The 26,583-nt window shown below is 30.9% G+C and carries 23 protein-coding genes and 1 tRNA gene; 16 read left to right on the plus strand and 8 right to left on the minus strand.

Annotated elements, in window-relative coordinates:
• Nucleotides 1-47: 47 nt before the first annotated feature.
• Nucleotides 48-1,847: an excinuclease ABC subunit UvrC gene (gene uvrC, locus ACKGJI_RS03190; RefSeq protein WP_458701114.1), complete on the minus strand. Its 1,800-nt coding sequence runs from the start codon at nt 1,845-1,847 to the stop codon at nt 48-50.
• Complete coding sequence (locus ACKGJI_RS03195) at nt 1,828-2,286, minus strand: hypothetical protein (protein ID WP_458701115.1); 459 nt, start codon at nt 2,284-2,286, stop codon at nt 1,828-1,830. The genes uvrC and ACKGJI_RS03195 overlap by 20 nt, the downstream gene beginning before the upstream one ends.
• A gap of 92 nt (nt 2,287-2,378) precedes the next feature.
• On the opposite strand from ACKGJI_RS03195, the gene nadB reads away from it, so the two are divergent.
• From nadB to ACKGJI_RS03265, 14 genes are all read left to right on the plus strand, one after another.
• Nucleotides 2,379-3,833: an L-aspartate oxidase gene (nadB, locus tag ACKGJI_RS03200; protein ID WP_458701116.1), complete on the plus strand. Its 1,455-nt coding sequence runs from the start codon at nt 2,379-2,381 to the stop codon at nt 3,831-3,833.
• On the plus strand, nt 3,834-5,189 hold the full coding sequence (nhaD, locus tag ACKGJI_RS03205) for a sodium:proton antiporter NhaD (protein ID WP_458701117.1): 1,356 nt from the start codon (nt 3,834-3,836) through the stop codon (nt 5,187-5,189).
• Between the two features lie 21 nt (nt 5,190-5,210).
• Entirely contained in the window at nt 5,211-6,752 is a 1,542-nt protein-coding gene (guaA, locus tag ACKGJI_RS03210) for a glutamine-hydrolyzing GMP synthase (protein ID WP_458701118.1), read from the plus strand.
• Between the two features lie 4 nt (nt 6,753-6,756).
• A complete protein-coding gene (locus ACKGJI_RS03215; RefSeq protein ID WP_458701119.1) occupies nt 6,757-7,395 on the plus strand; it encodes a uroporphyrinogen-III synthase in 639 nt (212 codons plus the stop codon).
• Nucleotides 7,396-7,659: 264 nt separating this feature from the next.
• Nucleotides 7,660-8,934, plus strand: coding sequence for a phosphoribosylamine--glycine ligase (gene purD, locus ACKGJI_RS03220; protein WP_458701120.1), 1,275 nt, complete (start codon nt 7,660-7,662; stop codon nt 8,932-8,934).
• On the plus strand, nt 8,927-9,382 hold the full coding sequence (locus ACKGJI_RS03225) for an RDD family protein (protein ID WP_458701121.1): 456 nt from the start codon (nt 8,927-8,929) through the stop codon (nt 9,380-9,382). The genes purD and ACKGJI_RS03225 overlap by 8 nt, the downstream gene beginning before the upstream one ends.
• Complete coding sequence (locus ACKGJI_RS03230) at nt 9,372-11,492, plus strand: LPS-assembly protein LptD (RefSeq protein ID WP_458701122.1); 2,121 nt, start codon at nt 9,372-9,374, stop codon at nt 11,490-11,492. Before ACKGJI_RS03225 ends, ACKGJI_RS03230 begins: the two co-directional genes overlap by 11 nt.
• Nucleotides 11,492-12,199: a phosphoribosyltransferase family protein gene (locus tag ACKGJI_RS03235; RefSeq protein WP_458701123.1), complete on the plus strand. Its 708-nt coding sequence runs from the start codon at nt 11,492-11,494 to the stop codon at nt 12,197-12,199. Before ACKGJI_RS03230 ends, ACKGJI_RS03235 begins: the two co-directional genes overlap by 1 nt.
• Nucleotides 12,183-14,420, plus strand: coding sequence for a polyribonucleotide nucleotidyltransferase (locus tag ACKGJI_RS03240; RefSeq protein ID WP_458701124.1), 2,238 nt, complete (start codon nt 12,183-12,185; stop codon nt 14,418-14,420). Before ACKGJI_RS03235 ends, ACKGJI_RS03240 begins: the two co-directional genes overlap by 17 nt.
• 99 nt (nt 14,421-14,519) lie before the next feature.
• Nucleotides 14,520-14,819 (plus strand): F0F1 ATP synthase subunit C, encoded by a 300-nt coding sequence (locus ACKGJI_RS03245; protein WP_458701125.1) that lies wholly within the window; start codon nt 14,520-14,522, stop codon nt 14,817-14,819.
• Nucleotides 14,820-14,860: 41 nt separating this feature from the next.
• Nucleotides 14,861-14,946 (plus strand) — tRNA-Leu (locus tag ACKGJI_RS03250).
• Nucleotides 14,947-15,082: 136 nt separating this feature from the next.
• Complete coding sequence (locus ACKGJI_RS03255; protein WP_458701126.1) at nt 15,083-16,168, plus strand: TRAP transporter substrate-binding protein; 1,086 nt, start codon at nt 15,083-15,085, stop codon at nt 16,166-16,168.
• A gap of 127 nt (nt 16,169-16,295) precedes the next feature.
• A complete protein-coding gene (locus tag ACKGJI_RS03260) occupies nt 16,296-17,633 on the plus strand; it encodes a sodium-dependent transporter (RefSeq protein ID WP_458701127.1) in 1,338 nt (445 codons plus the stop codon).
• A 14-nt stretch (nt 17,634-17,647) separates the two neighbouring features.
• Entirely contained in the window at nt 17,648-17,908 is a 261-nt protein-coding gene (locus ACKGJI_RS03265; RefSeq protein WP_458701128.1) for a hypothetical protein, read from the plus strand.
• Here ACKGJI_RS03265 and ACKGJI_RS03270 read toward each other — a convergent pair.
• Genes ACKGJI_RS03270 through ACKGJI_RS03290 form a run of 5 tightly spaced genes read right to left on the minus strand, consistent with a single transcriptional unit; the run spans nt 17,905 to nt 23,865 of the window.
• On the minus strand, nt 17,905-19,710 hold the full coding sequence (locus ACKGJI_RS03270; RefSeq protein ID WP_458701129.1) for a sensor histidine kinase: 1,806 nt from the start codon (nt 19,708-19,710) through the stop codon (nt 17,905-17,907). The genes ACKGJI_RS03265 and ACKGJI_RS03270 overlap by 4 nt on opposite strands.
• Nucleotides 19,703-20,359, minus strand: coding sequence for a response regulator transcription factor (locus ACKGJI_RS03275; protein ID WP_458701130.1), 657 nt, complete (start codon nt 20,357-20,359; stop codon nt 19,703-19,705). Before ACKGJI_RS03275 ends, ACKGJI_RS03270 begins: the two co-directional genes overlap by 8 nt.
• Nucleotides 20,360-20,836, minus strand: a complete 477-nt coding sequence (locus ACKGJI_RS03280) for a thioredoxin family protein (RefSeq protein ID WP_458701131.1) — start codon at nt 20,834-20,836, stop codon at nt 20,360-20,362.
• Between the two features lie 33 nt (nt 20,837-20,869).
• On the minus strand, nt 20,870-21,526 hold the full coding sequence (locus tag ACKGJI_RS03285) for a thioredoxin fold domain-containing protein (RefSeq protein WP_458701132.1): 657 nt from the start codon (nt 21,524-21,526) through the stop codon (nt 20,870-20,872).
• Nucleotides 21,523-23,865, minus strand: coding sequence for a cytochrome C (locus ACKGJI_RS03290; RefSeq protein WP_458701133.1), 2,343 nt, complete (start codon nt 23,863-23,865; stop codon nt 21,523-21,525). Before ACKGJI_RS03290 ends, ACKGJI_RS03285 begins: the two co-directional genes overlap by 4 nt.
• 151 nt (nt 23,866-24,016) lie before the next feature.
• On the opposite strand from ACKGJI_RS03290, the gene ACKGJI_RS03295 reads away from it, so the two are divergent.
• Nucleotides 24,017-24,499 (plus strand): thioredoxin family protein, encoded by a 483-nt coding sequence (locus tag ACKGJI_RS03295; protein ID WP_458701134.1) that lies wholly within the window; start codon nt 24,017-24,019, stop codon nt 24,497-24,499.
• Nucleotides 24,489-24,821 (plus strand): c-type cytochrome, encoded by a 333-nt coding sequence (locus ACKGJI_RS03300; RefSeq protein WP_458701135.1) that lies wholly within the window; start codon nt 24,489-24,491, stop codon nt 24,819-24,821. Before ACKGJI_RS03295 ends, ACKGJI_RS03300 begins: the two co-directional genes overlap by 11 nt.
• 37 nt (nt 24,822-24,858) lie before the next feature.
• Here the strand turns inward: ACKGJI_RS03300 and ACKGJI_RS03305 are convergent, their stop codons facing one another.
• Nucleotides 24,859-26,550, minus strand: coding sequence for an L-lactate permease (locus tag ACKGJI_RS03305; RefSeq protein ID WP_458701136.1), 1,692 nt, complete (start codon nt 26,548-26,550; stop codon nt 24,859-24,861).
• Nucleotides 26,551-26,583: the final 33 nt, after the last annotated feature.

Raw genomic sequence — 26,583 nt, forward strand, 5'->3', positions numbered from 1 at the left:
ACCCTCGGTGAGAATTAAATTCTATCTAAGAGTTGCTTAAAATTAACCTATTTATTTATAAAATGAAATATTTTTTTACCATTTTTTTCACCAATTACATTAATTAATTCTTCTTTTTTTGCTTGATAAATTAAATCAAATGATCCAAAATATGAAATAAGTTTTTTAACAGTTGCATTTCCAATACCTTCTATTTGGAGTAGATTTAAACTCAAATCATTAGACAATTTTTTGTTTCTATGTGATTTTATAGCAAATCTATGAGCTTCATCTCTTAGTTTTTGAATAAATTGCAATCTTTTATCATTTGGTGGTAGCTTAAATTCAAATGATTTATTATATATTATATCATTTGCTCTTCCTTTTGACCTATTTGCTTTAGCATCAATTTTTTCTTTTGCTATGGCTAATAAATCTATATTTTGGTTATGTTCTTTTAAAATAGTATCAGCTAATTTCAAAAGTGTAGCTCCACCATCTAGTACCCATAAATCAGGAAGAGGATTGTTAAAGCAATCTTTAATTCTTCTTGTTAAAAGTTCTCTCATTTGGGAATATTCATCTTTGTGTGATAGATTAAATATCCTATAATCACTTTTGATAAATTTATCCTCATATACTACCATTGAGCCAACTGCTGAACTACCAGATATGTGTGAATTATCAAAAACTTCTATTCTATAAGGTATTGAGGATAAATCAAATAGATCTTTTATATCTTCAAGTAAATTTGTGCTGCTTTTGTTGATGTATTGCAAGATTGCTTCTTTTGCATTTTTCTTAGCAATTTTTGCTAGATTATATTTTTCTCCTCTTTTGGGAGTTTTAATTGATACAGTTTTATTGTATTTGATTTTAAAAAGATTTTCTATCTCCTCTTTTTCATTAAAATCATCAGCTACTAAAATTTCTTTAGAAATTAATTTGTTTGATTCATTGTAAAATTGTATAAGAGCTCTTTTATATATTTCGTTAATCTCATAGCCATTTGAGTTTTTAATACTTTTTTGAAGAGTTGAAACAATTTTACCATCTCTTATAAAAAGTTGAACTATGGAAGCAATATTTCCTACAATTTCAACAGCGATTAAATCAAAACTTTCAATTTTTGCTAAATCTACATGTATAATATGTAAAGTATTTTTAATAGCTTTTTGAATATCTCTAAGTTCTGCCGCTTCTTCAAAATTTAGGTTTTTTGAGGCTTGTATCATTTTTTCTTCAAGTTTTTTTATCAATTTTTTTCTATCTGTAAAAGATTCAAGGGCTTCATTTAAAATCTTCAAATACTCTTCTTTTGAAATTTTATCTTCGCAAGGTGCAAAACACTTGTCTAATTGATAAAATAAACAAGCCTTTTTTGATTTTATGCAAGATTTTTTTTGAACTAATTTATAACAAAGATAAATTGCTTTTAAGATTTCATTAGCTCCAGTTGCAAATGGTCCAAAATATTTTATATTTGCTTTTGGATTTATTTTTCTTGTTATCTCAAATCTTGGAAATTCCTGATTGTAATCAATCATAATATATGGATAGGTTTTATCATCTCTTAATAGTATATTGTATTTAGGTTTTAGCTCTTTTATAAGAGAGTTTTCCAAAATTAAAGCATCATACTCGCTAGGAGATATAATGTATTCTAAATTATAAGCTTCACTAACCATCTTATATATTCTAGGACTTAGTTTCGGTGATGGTTGTAGTGAAGGAGTAAATTTAAAATAGCTACTAACTCTGTTTTTTAAATTTTTTGCTTTTCCAACATACAAAAGATTATTGTTTTCATCATAAAATTTGTATACTCCTGATTCATTAGGAAGATTCTTAAGTATCTTTTGAAGCATTTGACTTTTTTATTTCTTTTCTTATTTTTTCGAATAAATCATATAATTTTTCATTTTTTGCAATATTCTCAAACTTTCCACTAGAACGTTCCTTGTAGTAGATAAAAGAACTATTTTTATCAATTTTTTCTTCTACTTGTTTGTTAGTTACAAATGCTTTTATCTCTTTTAGATTTATACATTTGCACTTAGGTTGAAAAGTTTCTAGCGTATTTAATAGTGTCTTTATCAAATTACGTTTATAATTAAACTCCATCTTTGCACTTGGATGAGTTAAGACAAAAAAAAGTGTATCATGTTTTGTATATATAAACTTGATAAAATTAGACAATGAGTTTGGAAGAAGTTCTAAAAGTGCTTCGTAGCATTCAGACTTTTGCAATGTCTTTAAAGAAGGATGTTTTTTTAAATGAGAAATTATAGTCTTAGAGTCTTTCATATTCTTATTATAGCATTATTAAGCTTTAGCCTTTTTGGATGTGGATATAAAAGTGCTCCAAAATATGTAGATAAACAAAAAAGTATAACAAAGTGAAAAATTATTATGATGTGATCATCGTAGGTTCAGGAGTAGCAGGTCTATCGACTGCGCTTAATCTTCCTGATGATATTGATGCAATAGTACTAAGTAAAGATTATGCATGGGAGTGCAATACTTTTTATGCTCAAGGTGGAATTGCAGTTGCAGTTGATGATGATGATATAGCTTTACATGTAAAAGATACAATCAACGCTGGAGCTGGACTTTGTGATAAAAAAGCTGTTGAAGTTTTATGTAGTGAAGGAAGAGAAGCAATTGCTGATTTGGTAAAACTAGACTTTTGGTTTGATAAATGCAGTGATGGAAAACTACTTTTTACAAAAGAAGCAGCTCACTCTAGAAATAGAGTTGTTCATGCAGGAGGAGATGCAACAGGAAGGGAACTTCATCGTTTTTTAATGGAGTCACTGAAGTTTCCTATTATTTATAACACCCAAGTCATTGATTTACTTATAAAAGATGATGTTTGTTATGGACTTAGTGTTTTTCATAATGGAGAAATATTTAATCTATATGCCAATAAAGTAGTATTGGCAAGTGGTGGAGTTGGCTCATTGTATGAGTATCACACAAATTCAAGAACTATTAGTGCTGATATTCATGGGATTTGTATAGAACATGGCATTGAGCTTAGAGATATGGAAATGATGCAATTTCATCCTACGGTTTTTGTTAAAAGCAATGCAGTAAGAAAACAGCTTTTAAGTGAAGCTCTAAGAGGAGAGGGTGCAAAGGTAGTTGATAGTGATGGAAAAAGATTTTTATTTGACTATGACAAAAGGGGAGAGTTAAGCCCTAGAAATGTAGTCTCTGAAGCAATTTTTTCTTATCAGCAAAAAACAAATAAAGAAGTATTTTTAGATGTTAGTTGTTTTGAAGAGGAACATTTTAAAAATAGATTCCCAAGTATTTATTTTAATATGAAAAATTTAGGATATAACCTACCTAGCGAGAAGATTCCAATTTCACCAGCATTTCATTATGCAATGGGAGGGATTAAAACTGATTTAGATGGACAAATAGAAAATATACAAGATTTATATGCAGTTGGAGAAAGTGCTTCAACTGGAGTTCATGGAGCGAACAGATTAGCTAGTAATTCTTTACTTGAGGGATTGGTTTTTTCTAAAAGGGTAGCTAGACACCTTGTCAGTCATTTTAATGAAAAAAAAGAAAAAGTAGAATTTTTAACTCCTAAAAATAACTTAATTAAAGATGGTGATAAAAAACTGAAAAATGAGTTACGAAATCTTATGTGGCAAAGTGCAGGAATAGTAAGAAGTGAAAAAAAATTGAAAAATGCTTTAAATTTAGTCAAAGAAATGCTAAAATTACCAACAGGAAAGTTAATAAGACTTCGTCTTTTGACTTCAAAGGTTATTATACAAAGCGCACTAAAGAGGAAAAAATCTTTAGGAGCACATTACATCATAGGAGAGGATTAGATGAAAAAGCTGTTGATTTTGCTTTTAAGTTTCACAGGAGCTTTTGCTTCAAGTGGAGAGAGTTTTACAACTACGTGGGTTGGTATTTTATCGCTTATTATTTTTGTAGTAGGCTACTATGTAATAGCGGCGGAAGAAAAATATCATATAAATAAGGCTAAGCCAGCATTGTTTATTGGAACATTGATTTTTATGATAATAGGCGTTTATTTTGCAATGAATGGTTTAGATACAGAACCACTAGATCATGAAGTTGAAAAGCTTATACTTGAAATTGCAGAAATATTTTTCTTCTTATATGTTGCTATGACCTACATAGAAGCTTTGATAGAGAGAAATGTATTTAATACTTTAAAATACAACTTAGTTTCAAGAGGTTATTCATACAAAAAATTATATTGGTTAACAGGTTTGATTGCATTTTTCTTAAGTCCAGTTGCTGATAACCTAACAACAGCTTTAATTCTTTCTACTGTACTTTTAACAATAGAAAAAGAGAAAAAAGAATTTTTAGTTCCTGGTGCTATTAACATAGTAGTTGCAGCAAATGCTGGAGGGGCTTGGAGTCCATTTGGAGATATTACAACTTTGATGGCATGGGCTGCTGAAAAAGGTAGTTTTTTTGAATTCTTATTTTTATTTCCAGCATCATTTTTAGGTTGGTGGTTAACTGCATTTTTACTTTCAAGATATGTTCCAGATAGCGAACCTCATTTTGATGCTGCAACAGAACCAAAAGCACAAATTCGTAAGGGTGGAAAAGTAATCATTGCTCTTGGAGTGTTTACAATATTTTCAGCTGTAATGTCTCATCAAGTTTTTGGATTTCCTGCTATGTGGGGTATGATGTTTGGTTTGTCTTTGTTAAAAATGTATTCTTATACTTTAAAAATAAAGCATAAAGAGGATATAAATGTATTTGGATCAATGAGTAAAATAGAAAATGATACTCTTTTATTTTTCTTTGGTATTTTAGCAGCAGTTGGCGGTTTACACTTCTTAGGATATTTGGATTTAGCTGTAAAACTTTATGATACTGCTGGGCCAACAGCTGTAAATATTGGAGTTGGTTTCTTATCTGCAATTGTTGATAATGTTCCTGTTATGAGTGCAGTTTTAAAAGCAAATCCTTCAATGGAGTCAGCTCAGTGGATGTTAGTAACGCTAACAGCAGGTATTGGAGGAAGTTTAATTAGTTTTGGAAGTGCTGCTGGTGTAGGAGTTATGGGAAAACTAAGAGGTGTTTATACATTTATGGCGCATTTACAATATGCGTGGACTATTTTAGTTGGATATATACTTTCAATTATTATTTGGTATGTCCAATTTGAAATGCTTCATTGGTATGTAGAATAAAATAATAAAATAAGGATATAAATGAAAAAAAATGTACCTATAGTTGTTTTGGATTTTGGTTCTCAATATACGCAGTTAATTGCAAGAAAGCTAAGAGAAAGTGGTGTGTATTGTGAGATTGTTCCATATAAAGAAAATATAGAAGATATTAAAAAAAGAAATCCAAAAGGTATTATTTTAAGTGGAGGTCCAGCATCTGTTTATGCTAAAGATGCTTATCATCCTGATAGTGAAATTTTTGAACTTGGTTTGCCAATTTTAGGGATTTGTTATGGAATGCAGCTAATTACTCAGCATTTTGGTGGAAGTGTTATCCCTGCAGATCATCAAGAGTATGGAAAAGCAAGTTTAAGTTTTGAAAGTGATCATGGAATTTTTACCGATACAAAAAATGGACAAACTGTATGGATGAGTCATGGTGATAGAGTTGAGAGTCTGCCAGATGGGTTTGAGAAAATTGGATATAGTGAAAATTCCCCATACGCTGCAATTGCAGATGAGAAGAGAAAAATATATGCTTTTCAATTTCATCCAGAAGTTTATCATAGTGAACAAGGAACAAAACTTTTAAAGAACTTTGCAAAATACATATGTGGATGTGAAAGTACTTGGAATATGGGTTCTTTTGCAAAAGAAAAGATTGAAGCTATAAGAAAGCAAGTTGGAGATAAAAAAGTACTTTGTGCAGTAAGTGGTGGGGTTGATAGCTCAGTAGTTGCAGCCCTATTACATGAAGCAATAGGTGATAAACTAGTGTCTGTTTTTGTTGATAATGGCCTACTTAGAGCAAACGAAAGAGAACAAGTTGAAGCTATGTTCAAATCAAAATTGGGGATTAATTTAATTACTGTTGATGCTAGTGAAATCTTTTTATCAAAGCTAAAAGGTGTAATAGATCCTGAGAAAAAAAGAAAAATTATAGGAGAAACTTTTATAGAGGTGTTTGATAAAGAGGCTAAAAAACACGATGGTATAGAATTTTTAGCTCAAGGAACACTTTATACTGATGTAATTGAATCAGTAAGTGTTAAAGGACCTTCTAAAACTATTAAGTCTCATCACAATGTTGGAGGACTTCCTGATTGGATGAAGTTTGAATTGGTTGAGCCACTGAATGAAATTTTTAAAGATGAGGTTAGAAAACTAGGATTAGAACTTGGACTTCCAAAAGACATGATATCTCGTCATCCATTCCCAGGACCTGGACTTGGCATAAGGATTATGGGTGAGGTTAGAAAAGAGGATTTAGAAATCCTTAGAAAAGCTGATACTATAATGCTTGAAGAGCTAAGAGCCAGTGGATATTATGATAAAACATGGCAAGCTTTTACTGTTCTTTTAAATGTTAGAAGTGTAGGCGTTATGGGTGATAATAGAACTTATGATAACACAGCTTGTATCAGAATTGTTGAAGCAACAGATGGTATGACTGCAACTTTTGCTCATATTCCTCATAATATACTAGAAAATATGAGTAGAAGAATAATAAATGAAGTAGATGGTATCAACAGAGTAGTATATGATATCAGCTCAAAACCACCTGCAACAATAGAATGGGAATAATACATTGAGTATTTACCTCCTTAGTAATACAAATTACGAGGGGGTAAATAACCTCCCTCAAATAAAAATTAACTATTTAAAAACTGATATTGATTTTTCAGCTTATGAAGCTTTGATATTTACCTCCAAAAACTCTGCTAGAGCAATTCAAACTGATGTAGAAAAATGGAGTAAAATACCATCTTATGCTATTGGAGAGGGTACAGCACAAGTTTTAAAAGAGCTTGGAACAAATCTAGTCTATACATCTTCAAATTCATATGGAGACGAATTTGCAAAAGAAATTGTACATTTTTTAAGAGGTAAGAATACACTTTTTTTAAGAGGTAAAAAAGTTCTCTCAAATATAGAAAATATTTTAAAAAATGATGGTGTTCTTTTAAGCTCTAAAATTGTTTATGAAACTACATGTAAAGAAAAAAACTTAGATATAGAATTTGAGGATAAATCTATATTTATTTTTACATCACCATCTACTGTTGAGTGTTTTTTTAAAAATTATGATTGGAATGAATCATTTAGAGCAGTTTGTATAGGAAAGATTACAGCAAGTGCACTTCCTTTACATGTAGAAAAAATAATCAGCCCAAGTCGCTCAATAAAATCCTCAATAAACCTTGCAAAAAGCCTTGCTTTAGAATAATTCAAGCAAAATTTATCTATAATTATATAAGGGCATTGTCCTTATACCTGGGTGAAGCGAAAACCGTATTTTTGAGGGTCCAACAGATAGTATTTCGTGGAACGGGTGCTGTTTTTGTGTGTCTGTGATTTCGTTTGAGACTTTTTTAAGTCGAGAAATTGCAGCCTAAGAAAATGGTTAGTTCTACATCGTTGGCTAATTAGGGCCACAGCATAAACGGGACGCCCGCTCGGGTTTTTTTTATTTACATGTAGAAGGTTGTTAATGGATATATTGATTGTAGGAAGTGGTGGAAGAGAGTATTCTATTGGTCTTGCTTTAAGCAAAGATGAAAATGTAAATAAAATATATTTTGCCCCTGGAAATGGAGCTACATGTAACTTAGGAACTAATGTATCAATAAGTGATTTTGATAAACTATCTGATTATGTTATAGAAAATAAAATAGATTTAACAATCGTAGGACCAGAAGCTCCTTTGGTTGAAGGTATTGTAGATGTCTTTAAGAAAAAAGGCCTTAAAATATTTGGTTCAAGTAAAGCTGCTTCAAGACTTGAAGGTTCTAAAATATTTATGAAAAACTTTCTTAAAAGAAATTCAATTCCTACAGCAAAATACATTGAAACAAGTGATTTAAAAGAAGCAGAAAAATTTATAGATAGCTTACCTTTACCAGTTGTAGTAAAAGCAGATGGCCTTTGTGCAGGAAAAGGTGTTATCATCGCTCAAAGTTATGAAGAAGCAAAACAAGCAGCCAGAGATATGTTAAGTGGAGTAAGTTTTGGAGATGCTGGTACTTCTATTGTAGTTGAAGAGTTTTTAGATGGGTATGAGCTTTCAATTTTTGCAATTTGTGATGGAAGTGATTATAAAGTTCTTCCAGCAGCACAAGATCATAAAAGATTACTTGATGGAGATAAAGGACCAAACACAGGTGGTATGGGTGCATATGCTCCAACTCCTCTGATAAATGATGAACTATATAAAAAGATAAACGAACGAGTTATTGAGCCAACTTTAAAAGGAATGAAAGAAGAGGGTTATCCTTTTGAAGGAGTTTTATTTGTTGGATTAATGATAGTAAATAACGAGCCAATTGTTTTAGAATACAATGTAAGATTTGGTGATCCTGAGTGTGAAATTTTAATGCCTTTAATTGAGAGTTCAGTAAGTGAGCTTTTTTATAAAGCTGCTATAAATGATTTGAAAAATTTAGATATTAAAATGAGTGATAAATACGCTGTTGGTGTAGTGATGGCAAGTGAAAATTACCCTTATGGTAGTTCAAAACCTGCTGAAATTATTGTAGATAAATCAGTTGATAATGAAGTTTTAGAAAACACTCATATCTCTTATGCTGGAGTTAGTTTAGAAGATGGAATATTGTATGCAACAGGAGGAAGAGTTCTTCTTTGTATTGGTTTAGGAGATAGCATAAAAGAGGCTAGAGATAGAGCATATGCAAGATGTGGGGATGTTCATTTTGCTGGTAAAAAATTTAGAACAGATATAGCATATCAGGCACTTAATAATGCGTGATGAAGAGATTATTGAAAAATTAGAGAGAGAAGATGTAACATTAGCATCTTTTGGTAAAAGGATGCTTGCTTATACAATTGATGAAATATTAGTATCTTTGTTGTTTGTTGTGATTTATGTTAGCTCAATTCCTAGTACAGATGATGTAGAACAAACTATTCGTATGATACAAAATTTAGTTGTATATATAATAATTTTAAAAATAATTTATCAGGCATTTTTTGTATGGATGTATGGTGCAACTTTAGGTAAGATTTTTATGAAAATTAAAGTTATTTCAATTTATGATTTAGAAAATCCTACAGTTTTATATTCTATTTTAAGAGCTACAGTAAGAATTATTAGTGAAAATGCATTTTATCTTGGGTTTATTTGGGCATATTTAAATCCAAAAAGACAAACATGGCATGATAAAGTAGCTGGAACATTGGTTGTAAATGTTTTTTAGAATATTAGTTTTAACCTTATCTTTTTTTAGTACAATTTTACTTGCAAACTCCTCGCAAAAAGTTGAAATATTAGCAAAACTACTAGATAAAAATGGCACAATAGTTCACGCAAAAGATGAGGTTGTACTATACAGTGATAGATATATAATAACAGCTGATGAGGCATTTTATGACTACAATAGTAGTGATTTGGAACTCATTGGCAATATAACCATAATGGATGGTACAAAATTTTCAACAAGAAGTGGATACGCAACGCTAAATTTAAAAAATGACAATGGCAACTTAATGCCTATGTTTGCTTATACTGGTGATGGAAGAATGTGGCTAAAATGTAATGAAGCTACATTTGATCCAGAATTTTATATTTCTAAAAAATCAATTGTATCAAGCTGTGATGTCCAAGACCCTGATTGGAAGATAGGCTTTAGTAGTGGTAAGTATGTTAAAGAAAGTAAGTTTTTACACACTTACAATGCTTTGTTTTATGTAAAAGATGTCCCTTTGTTTTATTTACCATATTTTTCATTTTCAACAGATAAGACAAGAAGAACTGGGCTTTTAAGGCCACAATTTTCATATGGTAAAGATGAAGGATTTTATTTTTTACAGCCTATTTATTTTGCGCCTCAAGACAATTGGGATTTTCAGCTAAACCCTCAAATAAGAACAAATAGAGGTTATGGATTGCATGGTACATTAAGATTTGTAGATTCAAAATATTCAAATGGTGAAATTTCTTTTGGTCAGTTTGATGAAAACAACGATTATTATATAAAAAATAGTTTAAAAAATGATAAACATTGGGGTTATTCAATTACATATGATAGAAGTCGTCTTTTTTCTGAATTGATTGGCAATAATACTGAAGATGGACTATGGTTGGATTTTAACTACTTAAATGATGTTGATTATCTAAATACAAAATCTAATAGTGAAGGAAGTTATGACCAGTTGATTCAATCTACGCTGAACTATTACATAAAAAGAGATTTAGATTATATTGGATTATACGCAAAATATTATAAAGATACGTCTAAAACAAATAACGATACAACAATACAAGAGCTTCCAACTCTTCAATATCATAGATTTACAAATAGTATTTTATTAGATAATGTTTTTTATTCAGTTGATTACAAAACAACAAATTTAACTAGTAAAAGTGGATTTAAATCAGTTTATCATCAGATAAATGCTCCAATAAGTATCTATTTTCCACTTTTAAATGACTTTTTACATTTTAAAGCAACGGAAAATTTTTATCTTGCTAATGTTAATTATACTGATGAAACTGTAAATAAAAAAGGTGATGGAAATATAATTCAAAATTACCATACAATATCATTATATACTGAGCTTGTAAAATCGTATGATGATTTTTATCATACATTTTATTTTGGCTCAACCTATACCCATCCAGGAAGTAGTAGTAAAAGTAATGGTTTTAAAATAATAGAAGAAGATGAAGATTTAGATGAATTACAGTCCTTATCAAATGATACAAGAGAAAATTTATCATTGGATTTGGTAGAGTTTTTTTATAATAAAAGTGGTAGAAAGGTAGTTTCCCACTCTCTAAGGCAATCAATTATTTTAGGTGAACTTGCTAGTGATGAGTATAAGTATGCGGATTTATCAAACGATATAAAAATATATTTTACAGATAAATTATCTCTAACAAATACATTGCAATATTCACATGAATATGCAAGAATTTCAAAGTTTCAAACATCATTAAATTGGCAGTTGGATAAATACAAAGTAAGTTTTATACACACATACCAAAAAACAAGATCTAGTAATGTTGATAGTGTAGATAATTACTTGACATTTGATGTATCTACCAACTATATTAGTAATTATAATTTCTTTGCTAGTACAAACTATGATATAGAAACTGATTATTTGAAATCATGGAGTCTTGGTTGGAAAATGAAGAAAAAATGTTGGGACTATAAAATCACTTATAAAGAAGAAAGAATGCCAAAACTAACAAGTGCTGGAAGTGACTCAACAAATAAAAAAGGAATTTATCTTACATTTAATTTATATCCAATTGGTGGTGTAAGCTATGATTTTATTCAAGAATCCAAAGGTTCACAATAGTGTCAAGTAATTCAAAATATATATTTGAAAGTAGAGCAGATGCTACAGTAAAACTTTTGGATGTTTTACCTAAATCTTTGGTTAAGAATGATAGTTGGATATTAGTTTGCCCTTCACTTCAAGCTGTACCTATTGTGAATATGGTTGCTAATAAATTGAATTTAAATTATGATCTTTTATTTTGCGAGCCAATTTATGCACCAAATAATAAAGAGTGTATAATCGGGATGGTTAGTGAAACAGAAGAAATTGTTTTAAATAATGCCTTAGTAAATAGTTTTGAGATAAATTTAGATTTTATATATGCTGAGGCTCATAGACAGTATGAAGAAAAAATTTTACCAAAAGTGTATAAATATAGAAAAGGAGACTTGATAGGTTCATTAAAAAATAAAAGTGTGCTATTGATAGATGAAGGATGTGAAACTGGTATGACTACAATGACTGCAATTAAGACTATAATTAATGCAAAAGCTAAGTCAGTGTCTTATGCTACACCAATACTGTCATATGATGTTGCAGATTCATTGGAAATTGTAACTGATGAAATATTTTCTGTCCGAATAATAGAAAATTTTGTTGATGTGGAGTTTTATTATAAAATGTTAAATGAGTTAGACACAGAAAGTGTGTTAGAAATAATTAGTAATAGTAAAAACTATTTGCCTTTGCTAAAAAGAGGAGAAATTGATGGAAAAAATAATTAATGTAAATAACCAAGAGGAGATTTACGATATAGGCAAAGTTGCTAGACAAGCAGCAGGCTCTGTTATGTTAAAAATAAAAGATACAGTTATATTAGCTGCTATTTCAAGAGATGATACTCCAGTAGATGGAAACTTTGTTCCTTTAACTGTTCAATATATAGAAAAAAGCTATGCAGCAGGTAGAATTCCTGGAGGATATATAAAAAGAGAAACAAAACCTGGTGATTTTGAAACTTTAACTTCTAGAATTATAGATAGAAGTCTTAGACCACTTTTCCCAAATGGATATGCTTATCCAACACAACTTACACTTTTTGTTCTAAGTTGTGATCCTGAAGTTGACTTGCAAGTAGCTGCTCTTAATGCAGCAAGTGCTGCTTTGTATCTTAGTGATATACCAGTTAATAAAAATGTAGCTGGAGTTAGAGTTGGGTTTATTGATGGAGAGTATGTGATTAATCCAACAAATAGTGAATTAAAAAACAGTTCACTTGATTTGTATGTCGCAGGAACTAAAGAAGAGCTTTTGATGATAGAGATGCGTTCAATCTCTACTGAAACTACTATTCCACTTCCAGTAGCTGCAATTGATCCGATGTTAGATCCAGCTATGGGAGAGAGTGTTGTAAATGAACAAAATACAAATGAATTTGATGAAGATGCAATACTAGAGGCTATTGATAAGGCTCAAACTGCTATAACTAGTGCAACAACTGCTTATGAAGAAGCATTTTTAGCACTTAAAAAAGAAGATGCAATTTTAGAGTACAAAGAAGATTTACAAAATGATTCAATATTTGCTTATGTAGATGAATTTTATAAAGATGCAGTAAAAAATGCAGTTTCACAGATGGCAAAAAGCGAAAGAGCAACTGAGCTTAATACAATTATAAAAACAATTATGAGTGATGAAATTGCTATAAAAGAAGAATGGAGTGAAGATTTAGTAAGTGCTGTTGTTAATGAATACAAGAAAAAAATTGTTAGAGAAATGATAATTAATGAAAATATCAGAGCTGATGGTAGAGGATTAAAAGAGGTAAGACCAATTAGTATTGAAACAAATATCTTACCAGTAGCTCATGGTAGTTGTTTGTTTACAAGAGGCCAAACTCAAGCCTTAGCAGTAGTTACACTAGGAAATGATAAAGATGGGCAAATGTATGATTTACTTACAGAAAAAAGTGGAGTAACTGAAACTTTTATGGTAAATTATAACTTCCCAGGATTTTCCGTAGGGGAAGCAAGCCCTCTTAGACCTCCAGGACGTAGAGAATTAGGTCATGGAAACTTGGCTAAAAGAGCATTAGAGCCATTACTAGAAAAAGATAGATTGCAAACTATCAGACTAGTTTCTGAGATACTAGAATCAAACGGTTCATCTTCTCAAGCTACAATATGTGCTGGTTCACTTGCACTTCGTGCAGCTGGAGTTAAAACAAAAAAATTAGTAGCTGGAATTGCCATGGGATTGGTTTTTGAAGGTGATAAACATGCAGTTTTAACTGATATCATGGGACTTGAAGATCATGATGGGGATATGGATTTTAAGGTTGCAGGAACAAGAGATGGTATAACTGCTCTTCAAATGGATATAAAATTAGGTGGAGTTTCTAGAGATGTTTTAAAAGAAGCTCTTTATCAAGCAAAAGAGGGAAGAGAGCATATCTTAAATATAATGGAAGAAGCTAATAAAAATATAGTAGTTAATAATGCTGTTTTACCAAAATTAGAGCTTTTTAATGTTGATCCTTCTAAAATAGTTGATATTATTGGACAAGCTGGAAAAACAATTAGAGAGATAATTGAAAAGTTTGAAGTTTCAATTGATTTAGAAAGAGAAAAGGGTGAAGTTAAAATTGCTGGTGATGATAAGACAAAGGTAGAAGCAGCAAAAAATCATATTATGGAAATTGTTAGTAAACCATCATTTGGAGGAAGAGGCCGAGATAATAGAAATGCTGGAAGACAAAGAAGAGAAGAAAAGCCAGTACCTACATTTGCTGAAGGTGAAATCATTGATGGTGAAGTAGTTAGAATTGTTGATTTTGGAGCTTTCGTATCACTTCCTGGAGGTATAGATGGCCTTTTACATGTAAGTAAAATTGCTGATCATAGAGTTGAAAAGGTAAGCGATTATTTAGAAATTGGTCAAAAAGTAAAAGTAAAAGTTTTAAAACAAAATGGTAGAAAAATCGAGCTAGAATTAGTTAGGGATTAAACAGTTTTTAACAAAAAATTGGCTAAAATCCCACTCGAACAAAGTGATAAGTAGGGATACGCAAGCCGAACGGACTTTGTAATAAATAAGGAGAACTTTATGAAAAAAGTTATTTTTTTAGTTTTAGCGATAGCATCAGCAGCATTTGCTGGTGAAGGTGAGATGCTTAAATCTTACTCAGTATTAGCAGCATCTGTTGGTCTTGGACTTGCTGCACTAGGTGGAGCAGTTGGTATGGGTAATACTGCAGCTGCTACAATTGCAGGAACTGCAAGAAATCCAGGTCTTGGCGGAAAGCTAATGACTACAATGTTTATTGCGCTTGCTATGATTGAAGCACAAGTTATTTATGCACTTGTTGTTTCTTTGATTGCACTTTACGCAAATCCATTTATGTAAAAAACAAGAGAGCTAAATTGGCTCTCTTTAATCTTTAAAATGCGACGGTGGTGGAATTGGTAGACACGCTATCTTGAGGGGGTAGTGCCTTCCGGGTGTGCGGGTTCAAATCCCGCTCGTCGCACCATGATATTGTTACAAAACATCCTCTTCAAGCAAAATTTACTCTCAAAAAAATAACTTAAAAGCAAAAATTAATTTAATTTTTAGTATCATCACATAATTGTCTAACTAAGACAAAAATTATCTTAAAAGGGTTTTGCATGAAAATTCAGTCTTTTGGTAAAGTTGCATTGGCTTTAGCTGTTGCATCTTTTATTGGTTCAAGCGCATTTGCTAAGGATAAGGTATATAAGTGGAAATTAGCCATGACATGGCCAAAACAACTTACTCCATTATCTTCTCCTCCATTGAAGTTAGCTAAGCTAGTTAAAGAAATGTCAAATGGTAGATTGCTTATCGAGGTACATGGTAAAAATAAGCATAAAGCACCACTTGGTATATTAGACATGGTTAAACTTGGACAGTATCAAATGGGACATTCAGGAAGTTATTATTGGAAGGGAAAAGATATAGACACACTTTTCTTTACTTCAATGCCTTTTGGGATGACTAAAGCTGAACAAACAACATGGTTTTATTATGGTGGTGGATTAGACCTCATGCAAAAAGTATATGCTAAACATAAAGTTTACTCATTTCCTGGTGGTAACACTGGAGTTCAAATGGGTGGATGGTTTAAAAAAGAGATTAAAACTGTAGATGATTTAAAAGGTCTTAAAATGAGAATCCCTGGTTTTGCTGGTGAGATAATGGCAAAACTTGGAGTTAATGTTACAAATATACCTGGTGGAGAGCTTTATACTGCACTAGAGCGTGGTACGATTGATGCACTTGAGTGGGTTGGACCTGGAATGGACATTAAAATGGGATTTCATAAAGTTGCACCATATTACTACACTGGATGGCATGAGCCAGCGAGTGAAATGCAGTATTTAGTTAACATAAAAGCATTCAAAAAATTACCAAAAGATTTACAAAGTATTTTAATAGCTGCTATGAAAGTGACAGCTTATGACATGTATAATGAAAATTATGATGCGAGTGCTAATGCTTGGGTTAAAATGAAAAAAGAATATCCAAACATTAAAGTAAAAGAATTTCCACTCCCTGTTCTTAAAGCTATGAAAAAAGTTAATGATGAGTTAATAGCAAAGCTTGAAGAAAAAGGTGGCTTAACAAAAGAGATAATTGAATCTCAAAGAAATTATCTTAAAAAATCTCGCGAATGGACAAATATATCTAATTATTTATACTTAAAAAGTATGAATGCATTAGAGGAAAAATAATATATTTATAATTTTTTTAAAAAAATTAAAAAGGTGGCCTTTTATGGCCACCTTCTCTCATAATATTTAGTAATCTACAACTTTTTATGGTAGAATAGCAACTTTATTTTAAAATTAAGGAATATGGATGAAGGTTGCTAGATTTAGCAAGATAGGTTTTATTTTAGCAGCAGCAGGTAGTGCTGTTGGGCTTGGAAATATTTGGAAATTTCCATATATGACTGGCCAAAATGGTGGTGGAGCATTTGTTCTTATATATTTACTTACTATAACATTAATAGGTTTGTCTTTATTTATAGCAGAAGTTATTTTAGGTAAAGAATCAAGAAATGATGTTGTAAGTTCTTTTGAGACATTAGCTCCAAAAAATAAGGGCTTGTGGAAATATGCTGGGTTTATGATTTTTACTGGTATTTTGATACTTTCTTTTTATACTATTGTAATTGGATGGATTTTAAAGTATATTGTAACTTCTATTACAAATATTCCAACTAGTGTTAAGGCTGCTGGAGATATGTTTGGTGGAATGGTTACAAATGATTTTATAGGTCAATTTTTGTTTTTTAATATAGCATTTTTCATTACTATTTGGATTGTAACAAAGGGCGTTAAAGCTGGTATTGAAAAAGTAAATTTAATTTTGATGCCACTTTTGATTATCATACTTTTAGCTTTGTTTTTATACTTTATGAGTCTTGATGGCTTTAGTGATGCTATAAATTTTCTTTTTATGCCTGATTGGACAAAAGTTGATAGTACTACGATTTTAAAAGCAGTAGGACATGCATTTTTTACTCTGTCATTAGGTATGGGAACCATTATGACTTATGCGGCTTCTTTGCCAAAAGATCAAAATGTAGTAAAAGCTTCAGCAAGCGTAGCGATAATTGATACAGCTATTGCTTTAATTGCTGGAGTTGTTATTTTTTCATTTTTATTTAACGCTGGAGCTGAGCCAAGTGCTGGTCCAGGACTTGTATTTATCTCACTTCCTCCAATATTTTCAACATTTGGGGTTATTGGTACAATATTTAGTATAGCTTTTTTTGTTGCTCTTGCATTTGCCGGAATAACTTCAGCAGTTTCAATAATAGAGCCAACAGTACTATATATGACAAGTAGATTTAATTACACTAGAAAAAAAGCTTTAACTATATTAAGTATTATTACTTATATACTAGGTACAATGGCAATTCTTTCAAATATAACAGATTATAAATCATTTGTAACATTTGGTGGAAAAGGTACATTTGATATATTAGATTTTGCTAGTTCTGCTGTACTTTTACCACTTGGTGGGATAATAATAGCTATTTTTGTAGGTTACGTTTTACAAAAGCAAAGAGTTTATGCTATGCTTAAGGATTATATGAGTGATAGTGTATTTAATATGTGGTATTTTTCTATTAAATATCTTACTCCAATAGCAGTTTTAAGTGTTATGATAAATAAAATCTTCTTTTAAAAAGGATATAAACCATGAGAGATTTAGAATTAAAAAATGTTATAAAATACAAAGATAGAGAGTTTTTAGTTTCTACTATCAGTATGCATGTTCGTCACTCATGGTTTGAAGATGATGTTCAAAAAGTTGTTTATGAAACTATGGTTTTTGAAGTTATTAATGATGAAGTTATGTATCATAATGTAATTTTTAATGAAAGATACAATATGAAAGATGAGGCTATTGCAGAACATAGTGCAATCATCAGACATCCTGAAGAGTTTTTAAAACTTTAAACTTTTGGTAATTCTATTGTAAAAAGTGCCCCTTGTTGGGCATTTTTTGCATATAGTTTACCATTGAAGTTTTCCATTATTATCATTCTTGACATATAAAGCCCTATACCAGTTCCATTTTCTTTTTTTGTTGTAAAATATGCATCAAATATTTTTTCTAAGTTATTAATACTGATTCCACCAGCATTATCTTCTATGGTGATTTTATTTACATTATCTTCACTAAAAAGGTTTATTTTTATAAAAGGCTTTTCTATACGTTTTTCTTCTAAAGCTTCTCTTGCATTGTTCATTATGTTTAAGATAACTTGCGCAAACTGATTTGGGTATCCTTTGATTTTAAAATCATTTTTGATATTTATTGATATATCAATTCCTTGGTGTTTTATTAATCCTCCTATTATTTTATGGGCACTTGATATTGCTATTTTTGCATGAAAAATAGATATGTTATTATCTGGTTTATAAAAATTTTTAAAATCATCTATGGTTTGGCTCATAAAATCCATTTGTTCAAGAGCATTATTTATATATCTTTCAAGATGTTCATCATCTAATTTTCCATGTTCTTTAAAAGTTTTTATATTTTGTAAAATTAAACTCACTCTTGTAATTGGATGTCGCCATTGATGAGCAATATTTCCAATCATTTCACCAAGGGCTGCAAGTTTTGATTGATTTTCTAAAATTTTATCCTTTTTTAGGTTTTTTAAAACTTCTTCCTCAACTCTACTTTCTAAATTATTTGCTAACTTTGTTATATCATTTGATTTTTGATAAAGTGATTGATATATCTTTTTTGCTGGAGATGAAGCTAGATATGCAAATGGAATAGCTATTAATATAGCAAAAAGTACAGTTATTATGACTCTTTTTTTTATTGTATTTTGTATTTCATTTACTTTTTTTGCATTTTCAAAGTATATTAGTCTATAACTATTTGATTTTCCATATGTTAAAGGTTGTATAAAATATTTTCTTTTTTTATCAAAATAAACATTTGTGTTTTGTAAAACTTTTAAATCAATTCCTAATTCTCTTGTTGCATTGATATTTTTATTAAAATATTTTGACCAATTTTTCTTTTGATCTTTGTGTATAATAAAATTTCCAAAAAAATCTGTTAGATATACATCAAAAAATGAAGATTCACTAAACTCTTTTAAGTAAGGTTTCATAAAAATATTGATTATAACAAAGCCTTTAAATTCATTGTTTAAATATATTTGTTTCGCTATTCTAATAACAGGTTTTATTGGAATTTCTATTTTTTTATGTTCAACATTTAGATCAATCTTTGAATACCATATTTCATCTTTTTTTATTTTGCAACACTCTTTGTAGTAATACCTTTCTTTTTTATTTTGAAGTAATTTCTTTGGAATAATTCTAGGTTGACCATCTATTTTGTATCTATCAAACCTTATAATTTCTTGCCCTTGTTTATTTATGTATCTTAATTGCATATAATTCGAATTACTTTGCATAATCGCTTTAAACAGCGATGTCACATATGTATCATCTTTTAATCCATTTCTTATAAAGTCAATTAAAATTTTATTATTAGATAGTGCATTTACCACATTATTGTTTTTTTTAAAAAAATCGTTAAATATTCTTTCTTTATAACTTGCCTCTTTTTTTACTTCATTATATAAATGCTTTAACGATTCATTTGCAGAATACTTTACATGTAGAAGATAAATTGCAATTAAAATAAAAGTTGCAAAAAGAAGATAAGAAAATAATAGGGTGTATTTGAATTTTTTATTTTGCTTTTTTAATTCACCAAGATCAATCATGATACTCTTCTATCTTGTATCCAGTTCCTCTTACATTGTGGATAAAATCATATGATATTTTAGAACGTATTTTTTTGATTTGGGTTCTAAGTGTATTGCTATTTACTATTTTATTGTCCCATACATAATCCATGATAGAATTATTATCTGCAACATGATTTAAGTTTTTTACTAAAAAATAAATTAACTTTTTCTCATTTTCACTTAAATCTACTAATACTTCATTGTCTTTTAGTTCCATTAATTTTGTGTTGTAAAATTGATTAGGGCCTAACCTTATTGTCTCTTTAGATGAATCTAGTACAAGTTTGTTTATTTTTATTTCTAACTCTTCAAAGTAAAAAGGTTTTCTAATGAAATCGCTACATCCAACTTTATAGCCAAGTTTTACAGTATCTAAATCACTCATAGATGTTATAAAAATTGCGGGTGTATTTACTCCAAGATCTCTTATCTCTTTTAATGTTTCAATTCCATTTTTTATAGGGGTATTAATATCTAATAAAAATATATCGCAACTGTAAATATTTGCATTTTCAAGTAATTCTTCACCATTTAAAAAGCACTCCACATGGTGGTTTTTTATCTCAAAGTATAATTTTATTTCATTAGCAATAAAATCATCATCTTCCAAGAGAATTATTTTCACCTATAAAATACCTTCTTCCTTTAAATATTCTCCTAAATCTTTGTTTTTATAAATATTTTCGTTGACATATTTTATAAAAACACTCATTTGATTAGGATCAGCATATCCAGGTAGTTGAATTATTCTTTTCCAATCTTTATCAAATATCACAATAGTAGGAGTTACACGTGAGCCAAATTGCATCTTTAACGATAATGAAGTTGTTTTAACTGGAGGATTTTTATCTCCCATCTCAACATTTACTTGTTCATCAACAGGTACGTAATATACATTCATTTTGTCTTTTATCAAGTTTTTTAGTCTATCGTTGTTTATGTCTTTTTTTAAAGCATCGCAATATGGACAATTTTTACTTCCTAAAATTAAAAGTACATTTTTACCATTAGATGTTAATTTATTATCATAAGAGATTATATCAGCAGTTAATGTAGTAGATACAAACAAATATGCTATTAAAAACCAAAATATTTTTTTCATTATTTTTCCTTACATGTATAAAGGGTTAAGAGATTAACCCTTTATTATACCTTTTTCTATGTAATATTTTTTTAATTCTTTGTAGACATCACCATTTTTTCTATCTAATCCTTGCCATTTTTTAGATTCGATAAAATCAAGAGTAACTTTAAATTGTTTTGGCCCCATGTATCCAGGAACTATAAAAATACTTTTTGTTTGTTTATCTGTAAATACTAAAGTAGGAGTAGCTTGTACACCATATATATCGATAAGTGTCTTAGTATCAACTGTTGTAAATTCGCCCTGATGCTCAAGTTGATGCATTGAATTAGAATCTACTGATAAATCAAATACTGCAAAATCATTTTGTAAGCGATTTTTTAAATCATTGTTTTTAGCTAAATCAGATTTAAGTTTATCACAATATTTACAATTAATACTTTCAAATATTATCAAGCCATATTGTCCACCAGAACTAATTTTTGCATTATCCCTAGAAATTTCTGATAGGGGGTTGTTTATAGTACTCTTTTTTGTTTGCTCAATCTTTTTAGCAGCATGTGTTTCTATTTTACCTTGCTCATGAGTATTTTCTTTTTGTAAAACTTTAGGTTTTGTATCGCTGACAACGGTTTTTTCTTCGCATCCCGAAAAGATAAAAAGGGCTACTAATAGTAGCCCAAAAACTTTTGAAAAAGTTTTTATCATTTTACAGCCTTTGCGGCATCCATAAAGATTGTACCAACTTTATTGATATGATCTTTGTTTGTTAAGATTCCAGGATTTGTATTGAGTTTGTTCCAAAGCTCTTTATTTGTCATTGCTTGATGACATCCCATACAAACTCCAGTTCTCTCCATTTTGTCTCTCATCTCTTTTGGAAGAGGAGCTGATGCTGGCCAGTGAGTTCCAACTGATTGAAGTTGTTTGCCCGTTTTTCTATCTACAACAACAGACCAGTCATAATTCATACCAGGAATTGCTTTCATTTGAACAGTAGTATGTTTAGAAGCCAATTCTTTTTTATTTGGATCTTTAGGGTTTAAGTTTTCTAAATCAAGATAGAAATCTTCGCCTTGACCTTTCATAAACTGTCCATCTTGGATTCCATATCCTAGTGCTTTAGGATTAGAGTGACAACTTTCACAAGTTCTAGCTTTTCTTCCGGTAGTATGAGGTTGAACTGGACTCATATCTGTTCCAGCTACTAATGAGCCATTAGGTCCATCAGGAACTCTAGCTTGCTTGTTAAGGATTATGGTTTTACCATTTGGTCCAATTACAGTAAATGTTACCTGACATCCAGGTATGATTGGAGTAACAAGTCCTTCACCATTGATACCAAGTATTGGATCTTCCCACCTTAAGTAACTTCTAGTCTCACTAGCTTTTCCCATTTGCTTAGCGCCTTTTGTTCCAAGAATTGATTCTAATGTCTCACCACTTTTTGTATGAGTAGAACCGCTTGCTATCCAGTCAATTTTTGATTTACCTTTGGTATAATCTACTTTGATGTGACATCCATAACATTGTGGTGCCCAGTCACTATGACATGCATAACACTCTAGGTTGTCCATATGAGCTTGAACTGCATCCATTGCAATTTTTGCATCTTTTGATTTAAAAGAGTTATTGATATGTTTTTCTTTAAGAAGTGGTGCGCTTAAGTCTTTCCCGCTAGCTAAATGAACAACAATTTCATTTGAGCCTTTTTTCTTAACAACATTTCCTAAAGGATTTCCTCTAGTTGATAGTAAGTAGCCACCTTCTTTATCATAAACAGTACCATAAGTCATCCAATCAGGGAGACTAGTTGCAAGTCCACGAGGACCTTTTGGAGTTTCTATACCAAATTTCTCACCATAACCAATTGGAAGTTCCCATGGATACTCTTTGTTCGTACCATGACAATCACTACACTCAATCTCTACTTGAGCTAGCGTAGTTCCAGCTAAACTACCATCACCATGCATTGCTATAGATGTATGACAATCTTGACAAGTCATACCAGCTTCAAAGTGAAGATCTGATTTTATGTGCTTGTATCTCTTGCCATGAGTTTTAGATTGGCTTTTGCCACCAATATTGAGTGGTGAACCATAAGGTTGTTCCATCATACCAACATAGCTAACGCCAATTCTTTTACCACGGTTGTGACAGCTATTACATGTTTCAGGGTGAATTCCGCTAAACTCTACTCCAGTTGATGGAACTTTTACTTTAGCTTCACGTGTAGCTTGTATAGTATGAACTAAAAGATGGCCATGTTCAGTTTTATCTATGCTCTTATCATTTCCTTCATAGATTCCCTCATTTCCATAAGGGATATGACATGAACTACATCCCATACCTCTCCAATCACCTCTACCTTTTCTACCTCTAACTCCAACGTGACATCTTTGACAATCACTTCTTTGATAAGTAATAGAAGCTTGATAGCCCACTTCAGCTTCACTCTTACCAATTAAATCAGCAGGACTTTGAGGAGGTAGTGGAAGTTGCTTAAGCTCAGTTGGAAATTGATCAGGATATTTATCCATCATATTTAACATATACTTTTTATAAGTATCTGTTCCCCAAGCCGGCTCTTTTCCATCTTCATCTTTTACATCATAGTTTGCGAACTTAACTTTTTTAGTTGGCTCACTTCCCCATGAATGAAGATTACCTTGTATTTTTCCAGCCTCAGTTTGCATCAATGCTTTTTTCATGTTTGATACAGTTGTAGCATGACACATACCACAAGTTTTATCAGCTATCCAAATACTTCCTGGATCTCTTACAAATGCTTCTAAACCACCTGGATGATTAGGAGCACCTTTGTGTGCTTCTTTTTTTGTTGAAGCATTTACATTACCTCCATGACAAACAGTACAGCCATTGGGATCGCCCAATCCTTCGCCCAAAGCTTTTATCTGTTTCATCATATCAGAGTCTTGATGTCTAATATCTTCTAGCCCGTTGTGACAAGACATACACCCTTTATCTGCCGCGTACAAGCCAGTTGCAAAAACTAAAGCTATTAGCATCTTAATTATGCTTTGCATAATTCCTCCTTTTGTAGATTAGCCATCAAAGATTAATGACTATTCCAATTCTAACAAACTAAAGTGCCAATAAAGTGCCAATTGATTTAAATCAATAGATTAACAAAAATTTTTATTTAAAATTAAGAAAAAACTTCACAAAGGACAAATCATGAGAATTTTTTTAATAGCTTTATTATTTATTTCCTCTGCTTTTTCAGATATGATTGAATTATCAACTGATTGGTATAGAAACTTAGATGAAGCAAAAGCACAAGCACGAGAACTAAAAAAACCAATTCTTCTTTTTATTCACTCTAGAAATTGTTTTTATTGCCCGAAGATGATAGAAAAAGTTTTTCCAGATCCAAAGCTCTCAAAGCAGTTAAAAGAAGATTTTATATTAGTATCTCTTGATGGCTCAACTGATGCAGATAGCATTGAAGAAGATGTAAATGATCAAGCACCAACTCGCTTTATTACTAGTGTTACTCCTGCAATATTTTTTATGGGACCAAATGAGGAAAAATTAACAAGATCAAATAAAAAACATATGGTAATTTTTGGATATTGGAATGTAACTGACATGAGTGAATGGGCAAATGATGCTTTAAAAAGATTTAAAAAAATGTATGGAGAAAAATATGTCAAGTAAGTTGATAGTTATATTTACATGTAGTCTATTTTTTAGCTCTAATATATTTGCAGTACAAAATATTGCTGGACAAAAATATTATTTAAAACAGTGTTCTAGTTGTCATGGAAAAGGAAATAGAGGAGGTGGCCTAGCAGCTAGTTATGAGTGGAAAGAGTATTTTGATGGTAATGCGAAAAAACTTGTAGATTTTCATTTTGATGAACCAAAAGTCCTTGAGTACTTAAAATCCAAAAAGTTTCAAAAACAGAGTAAAAAAATTCTTGATTTTTTGCTTGAATTTTCTAATGATTCACAAAATATTCCAAGTTGCAATAACTAACTACATGTAGAGAAAAAATCTCTACATGTAAAGAAAATTATTTCATTAATGGGTCCATTATACCCAAAGAATACATTCCAATAAGTCCTAATATACCAGCAAATAAGCAGTAATAAATAGTTGGAATTACTGTTCTTCTTAAAGTTTCACCCTCTTGTCCTAGTAACCCTACTGTAGCTGAAGCTGCAACTACATTATGAATAGCTATCATATTTCCAGCAGCTGCTCCAACTGCTTGAAGAGCAACCATAAAGGCAGTTGAAAGTCCTAGTGTATCAGCAACTCCAAATTGAAATTGACTTAACATCATATTTGATACTGTATTACTTCCTGCGATAAATGCTCCAAGAGCACCAACCATTGGAGCAAATAGTGGATATATATCACCAACGCTTGAAGCAACCCAGTTTGCCATAACAATTGGCATTGATTCTAAGTGTGAAGCATTGACCCCTGAGTTAATTAAAATTCTAACTAGTGGAATTGTAAAAGTAAGAACAAATCCAGCTCCAAGCATAACTTTTGAACTCTCTGATATTGCAGCACCCAATTCTTTTGCTGACATTTTGTGTAAGAAAAAAGTGATTAATACAACAAATGCTAAAATTCCACCAGGTAGATAAAGAGGAACAATAGTATATCCTAGTCCTTCGCCAAGTATATTTTTCATACCAAAAGCTATAGATTTAGTAAATGCCTTAACTTCAGGACTAACTCTTGTTATAACTAAAAATAAAGCTACTAAAATATATGGTATCCAAGCTTTTTTCAAAGACATATCAATTTTTTCATTCATAGAGTCCATGCTCATTTCAAATTTACTTACCCAATGAACTGGCCATTGCTCACGAGGTGCAAAATCCCAAGTATCTTTTGGAATTAAGAAACCTTTTTTAGCTGCAAGAGTAACAATAGGAAGACCTATAAGAGCACCTATGATAGAAGGAAACTCTGCACCTAAGAAAACACCTGTTAAAGCGTAAGGAATAGTAAAAGCAAGTCCACCAAAAATTGCAAAAGGAACAATTGATAAACCCTCCGTAAAAGATTTATTTTTCCCAAAAAACTTAGTCATCATCATTACCATAAATAATGGTATAAGAGTTCCAACAGTTGCATGAACTATTGCAACTTCACTTGTAATGACTTGAAGGTAAGAGTCCCAATTAGAACCAAGCTCAACCAATCTTGCTCCAATTCCATCACTATCTAAACCTTTATTTACGCCAATCAAAATAGGAGTTCCTACTGCACCAAAACTAACAGGAGTACTTTGAATCATCATTCCTATCATAACAGCTGCCATTGCTGGAAAACCGATTGCTACCATTAGTGGTGCTGCAATTGCCGCTGGTGTTCCAAATCCTGATGCTCCTTCAATAAATGCTCCAAATAACCAAGCAATTATTATGACTTGAACTCTTCTATCCGGGCTGATATTGTTAAATCCCTTTCTAATAACAGCAATGGCACCTGAATGTTTTAGTGTATTTAAAAGTAAAATTGCACCAAAGATAATCCATAAAACAGCAAGTGTTATTAAAACACCCTGTATTGTTGAAGCTAAAACTCTGTTAAATGAAACATCCCAAACAAACAATGCTACTAATGATGTAATAATATACACTATTGGCATTGCAACTCTAGCTGGTAGTCTAAAGCCAACCAATAAAACCCCAGCACTAATCAATGGAAGTGCTGCAAAAAATGCGAGTAACCCTAAGCTCATATTTTCTCCTTATTGAATTTTCGCAAAATATTA

This window comes from Sulfurospirillum sp. 1307, from assembly GCF_054408545.1.

Excerpts from the sequence above, each read along its gene's own strand:
- uvrC (WP_458701114.1), bottom strand. The coding sequence starts at position 1,847 with ATGCTTCAAAAGATACTTAAGAATCTTCCTAATGAATCAGGAGTATAC.
- ACKGJI_RS03195 (WP_458701115.1), bottom strand. The coding sequence starts at position 2,286 with ATGAAAGACTCTAAGACTATAATTTCTCATTTAAAAAAACATCCTTCT.
- nhaD (WP_458701117.1), top strand. The coding sequence starts at position 3,834 with ATGAAAAAGCTGTTGATTTTGCTTTTAAGTTTCACAGGAGCTTTTGCT.
- guaA (WP_458701118.1), top strand. The coding sequence starts at position 5,211 with ATGAAAAAAAATGTACCTATAGTTGTTTTGGATTTTGGTTCTCAATAT.
- purD (WP_458701120.1), top strand. The coding sequence starts at position 7,660 with ATGGATATATTGATTGTAGGAAGTGGTGGAAGAGAGTATTCTATTGGT.
- ACKGJI_RS03225 (WP_458701121.1), top strand. The coding sequence starts at position 8,927 with ATGCGTGATGAAGAGATTATTGAAAAATTAGAGAGAGAAGATGTAACA.
- ACKGJI_RS03230 (WP_458701122.1), top strand. The coding sequence starts at position 9,372 with ATGTTTTTTAGAATATTAGTTTTAACCTTATCTTTTTTTAGTACAATT.
- ACKGJI_RS03240 (WP_458701124.1), top strand. The coding sequence starts at position 12,183 with ATGGAAAAAATAATTAATGTAAATAACCAAGAGGAGATTTACGATATA.
- ACKGJI_RS03245 (WP_458701125.1), top strand. The coding sequence starts at position 14,520 with ATGAAAAAAGTTATTTTTTTAGTTTTAGCGATAGCATCAGCAGCATTT.
- ACKGJI_RS03255 (WP_458701126.1), top strand. The coding sequence starts at position 15,083 with ATGAAAATTCAGTCTTTTGGTAAAGTTGCATTGGCTTTAGCTGTTGCA.
- ACKGJI_RS03260 (WP_458701127.1), top strand. The coding sequence starts at position 16,296 with ATGAAGGTTGCTAGATTTAGCAAGATAGGTTTTATTTTAGCAGCAGCA.
- ACKGJI_RS03265 (WP_458701128.1), top strand. The coding sequence starts at position 17,648 with ATGAGAGATTTAGAATTAAAAAATGTTATAAAATACAAAGATAGAGAG.
- ACKGJI_RS03270 (WP_458701129.1), bottom strand. The coding sequence starts at position 19,710 with ATGATTGATCTTGGTGAATTAAAAAAGCAAAATAAAAAATTCAAATAC.
- ACKGJI_RS03280 (WP_458701131.1), bottom strand. The coding sequence starts at position 20,836 with ATGAAAAAAATATTTTGGTTTTTAATAGCATATTTGTTTGTATCTACT.
- ACKGJI_RS03285 (WP_458701132.1), bottom strand. The coding sequence starts at position 21,526 with ATGATAAAAACTTTTTCAAAAGTTTTTGGGCTACTATTAGTAGCCCTT.
- ACKGJI_RS03290 (WP_458701133.1), bottom strand. The coding sequence starts at position 23,865 with ATGCAAAGCATAATTAAGATGCTAATAGCTTTAGTTTTTGCAACTGGC.
- ACKGJI_RS03295 (WP_458701134.1), top strand. The coding sequence starts at position 24,017 with ATGAGAATTTTTTTAATAGCTTTATTATTTATTTCCTCTGCTTTTTCA.
- ACKGJI_RS03300 (WP_458701135.1), top strand. The coding sequence starts at position 24,489 with ATGTCAAGTAAGTTGATAGTTATATTTACATGTAGTCTATTTTTTAGC.
- ACKGJI_RS03305 (WP_458701136.1), bottom strand. The coding sequence starts at position 26,550 with ATGAGCTTAGGGTTACTCGCATTTTTTGCAGCACTTCCATTGATTAGT.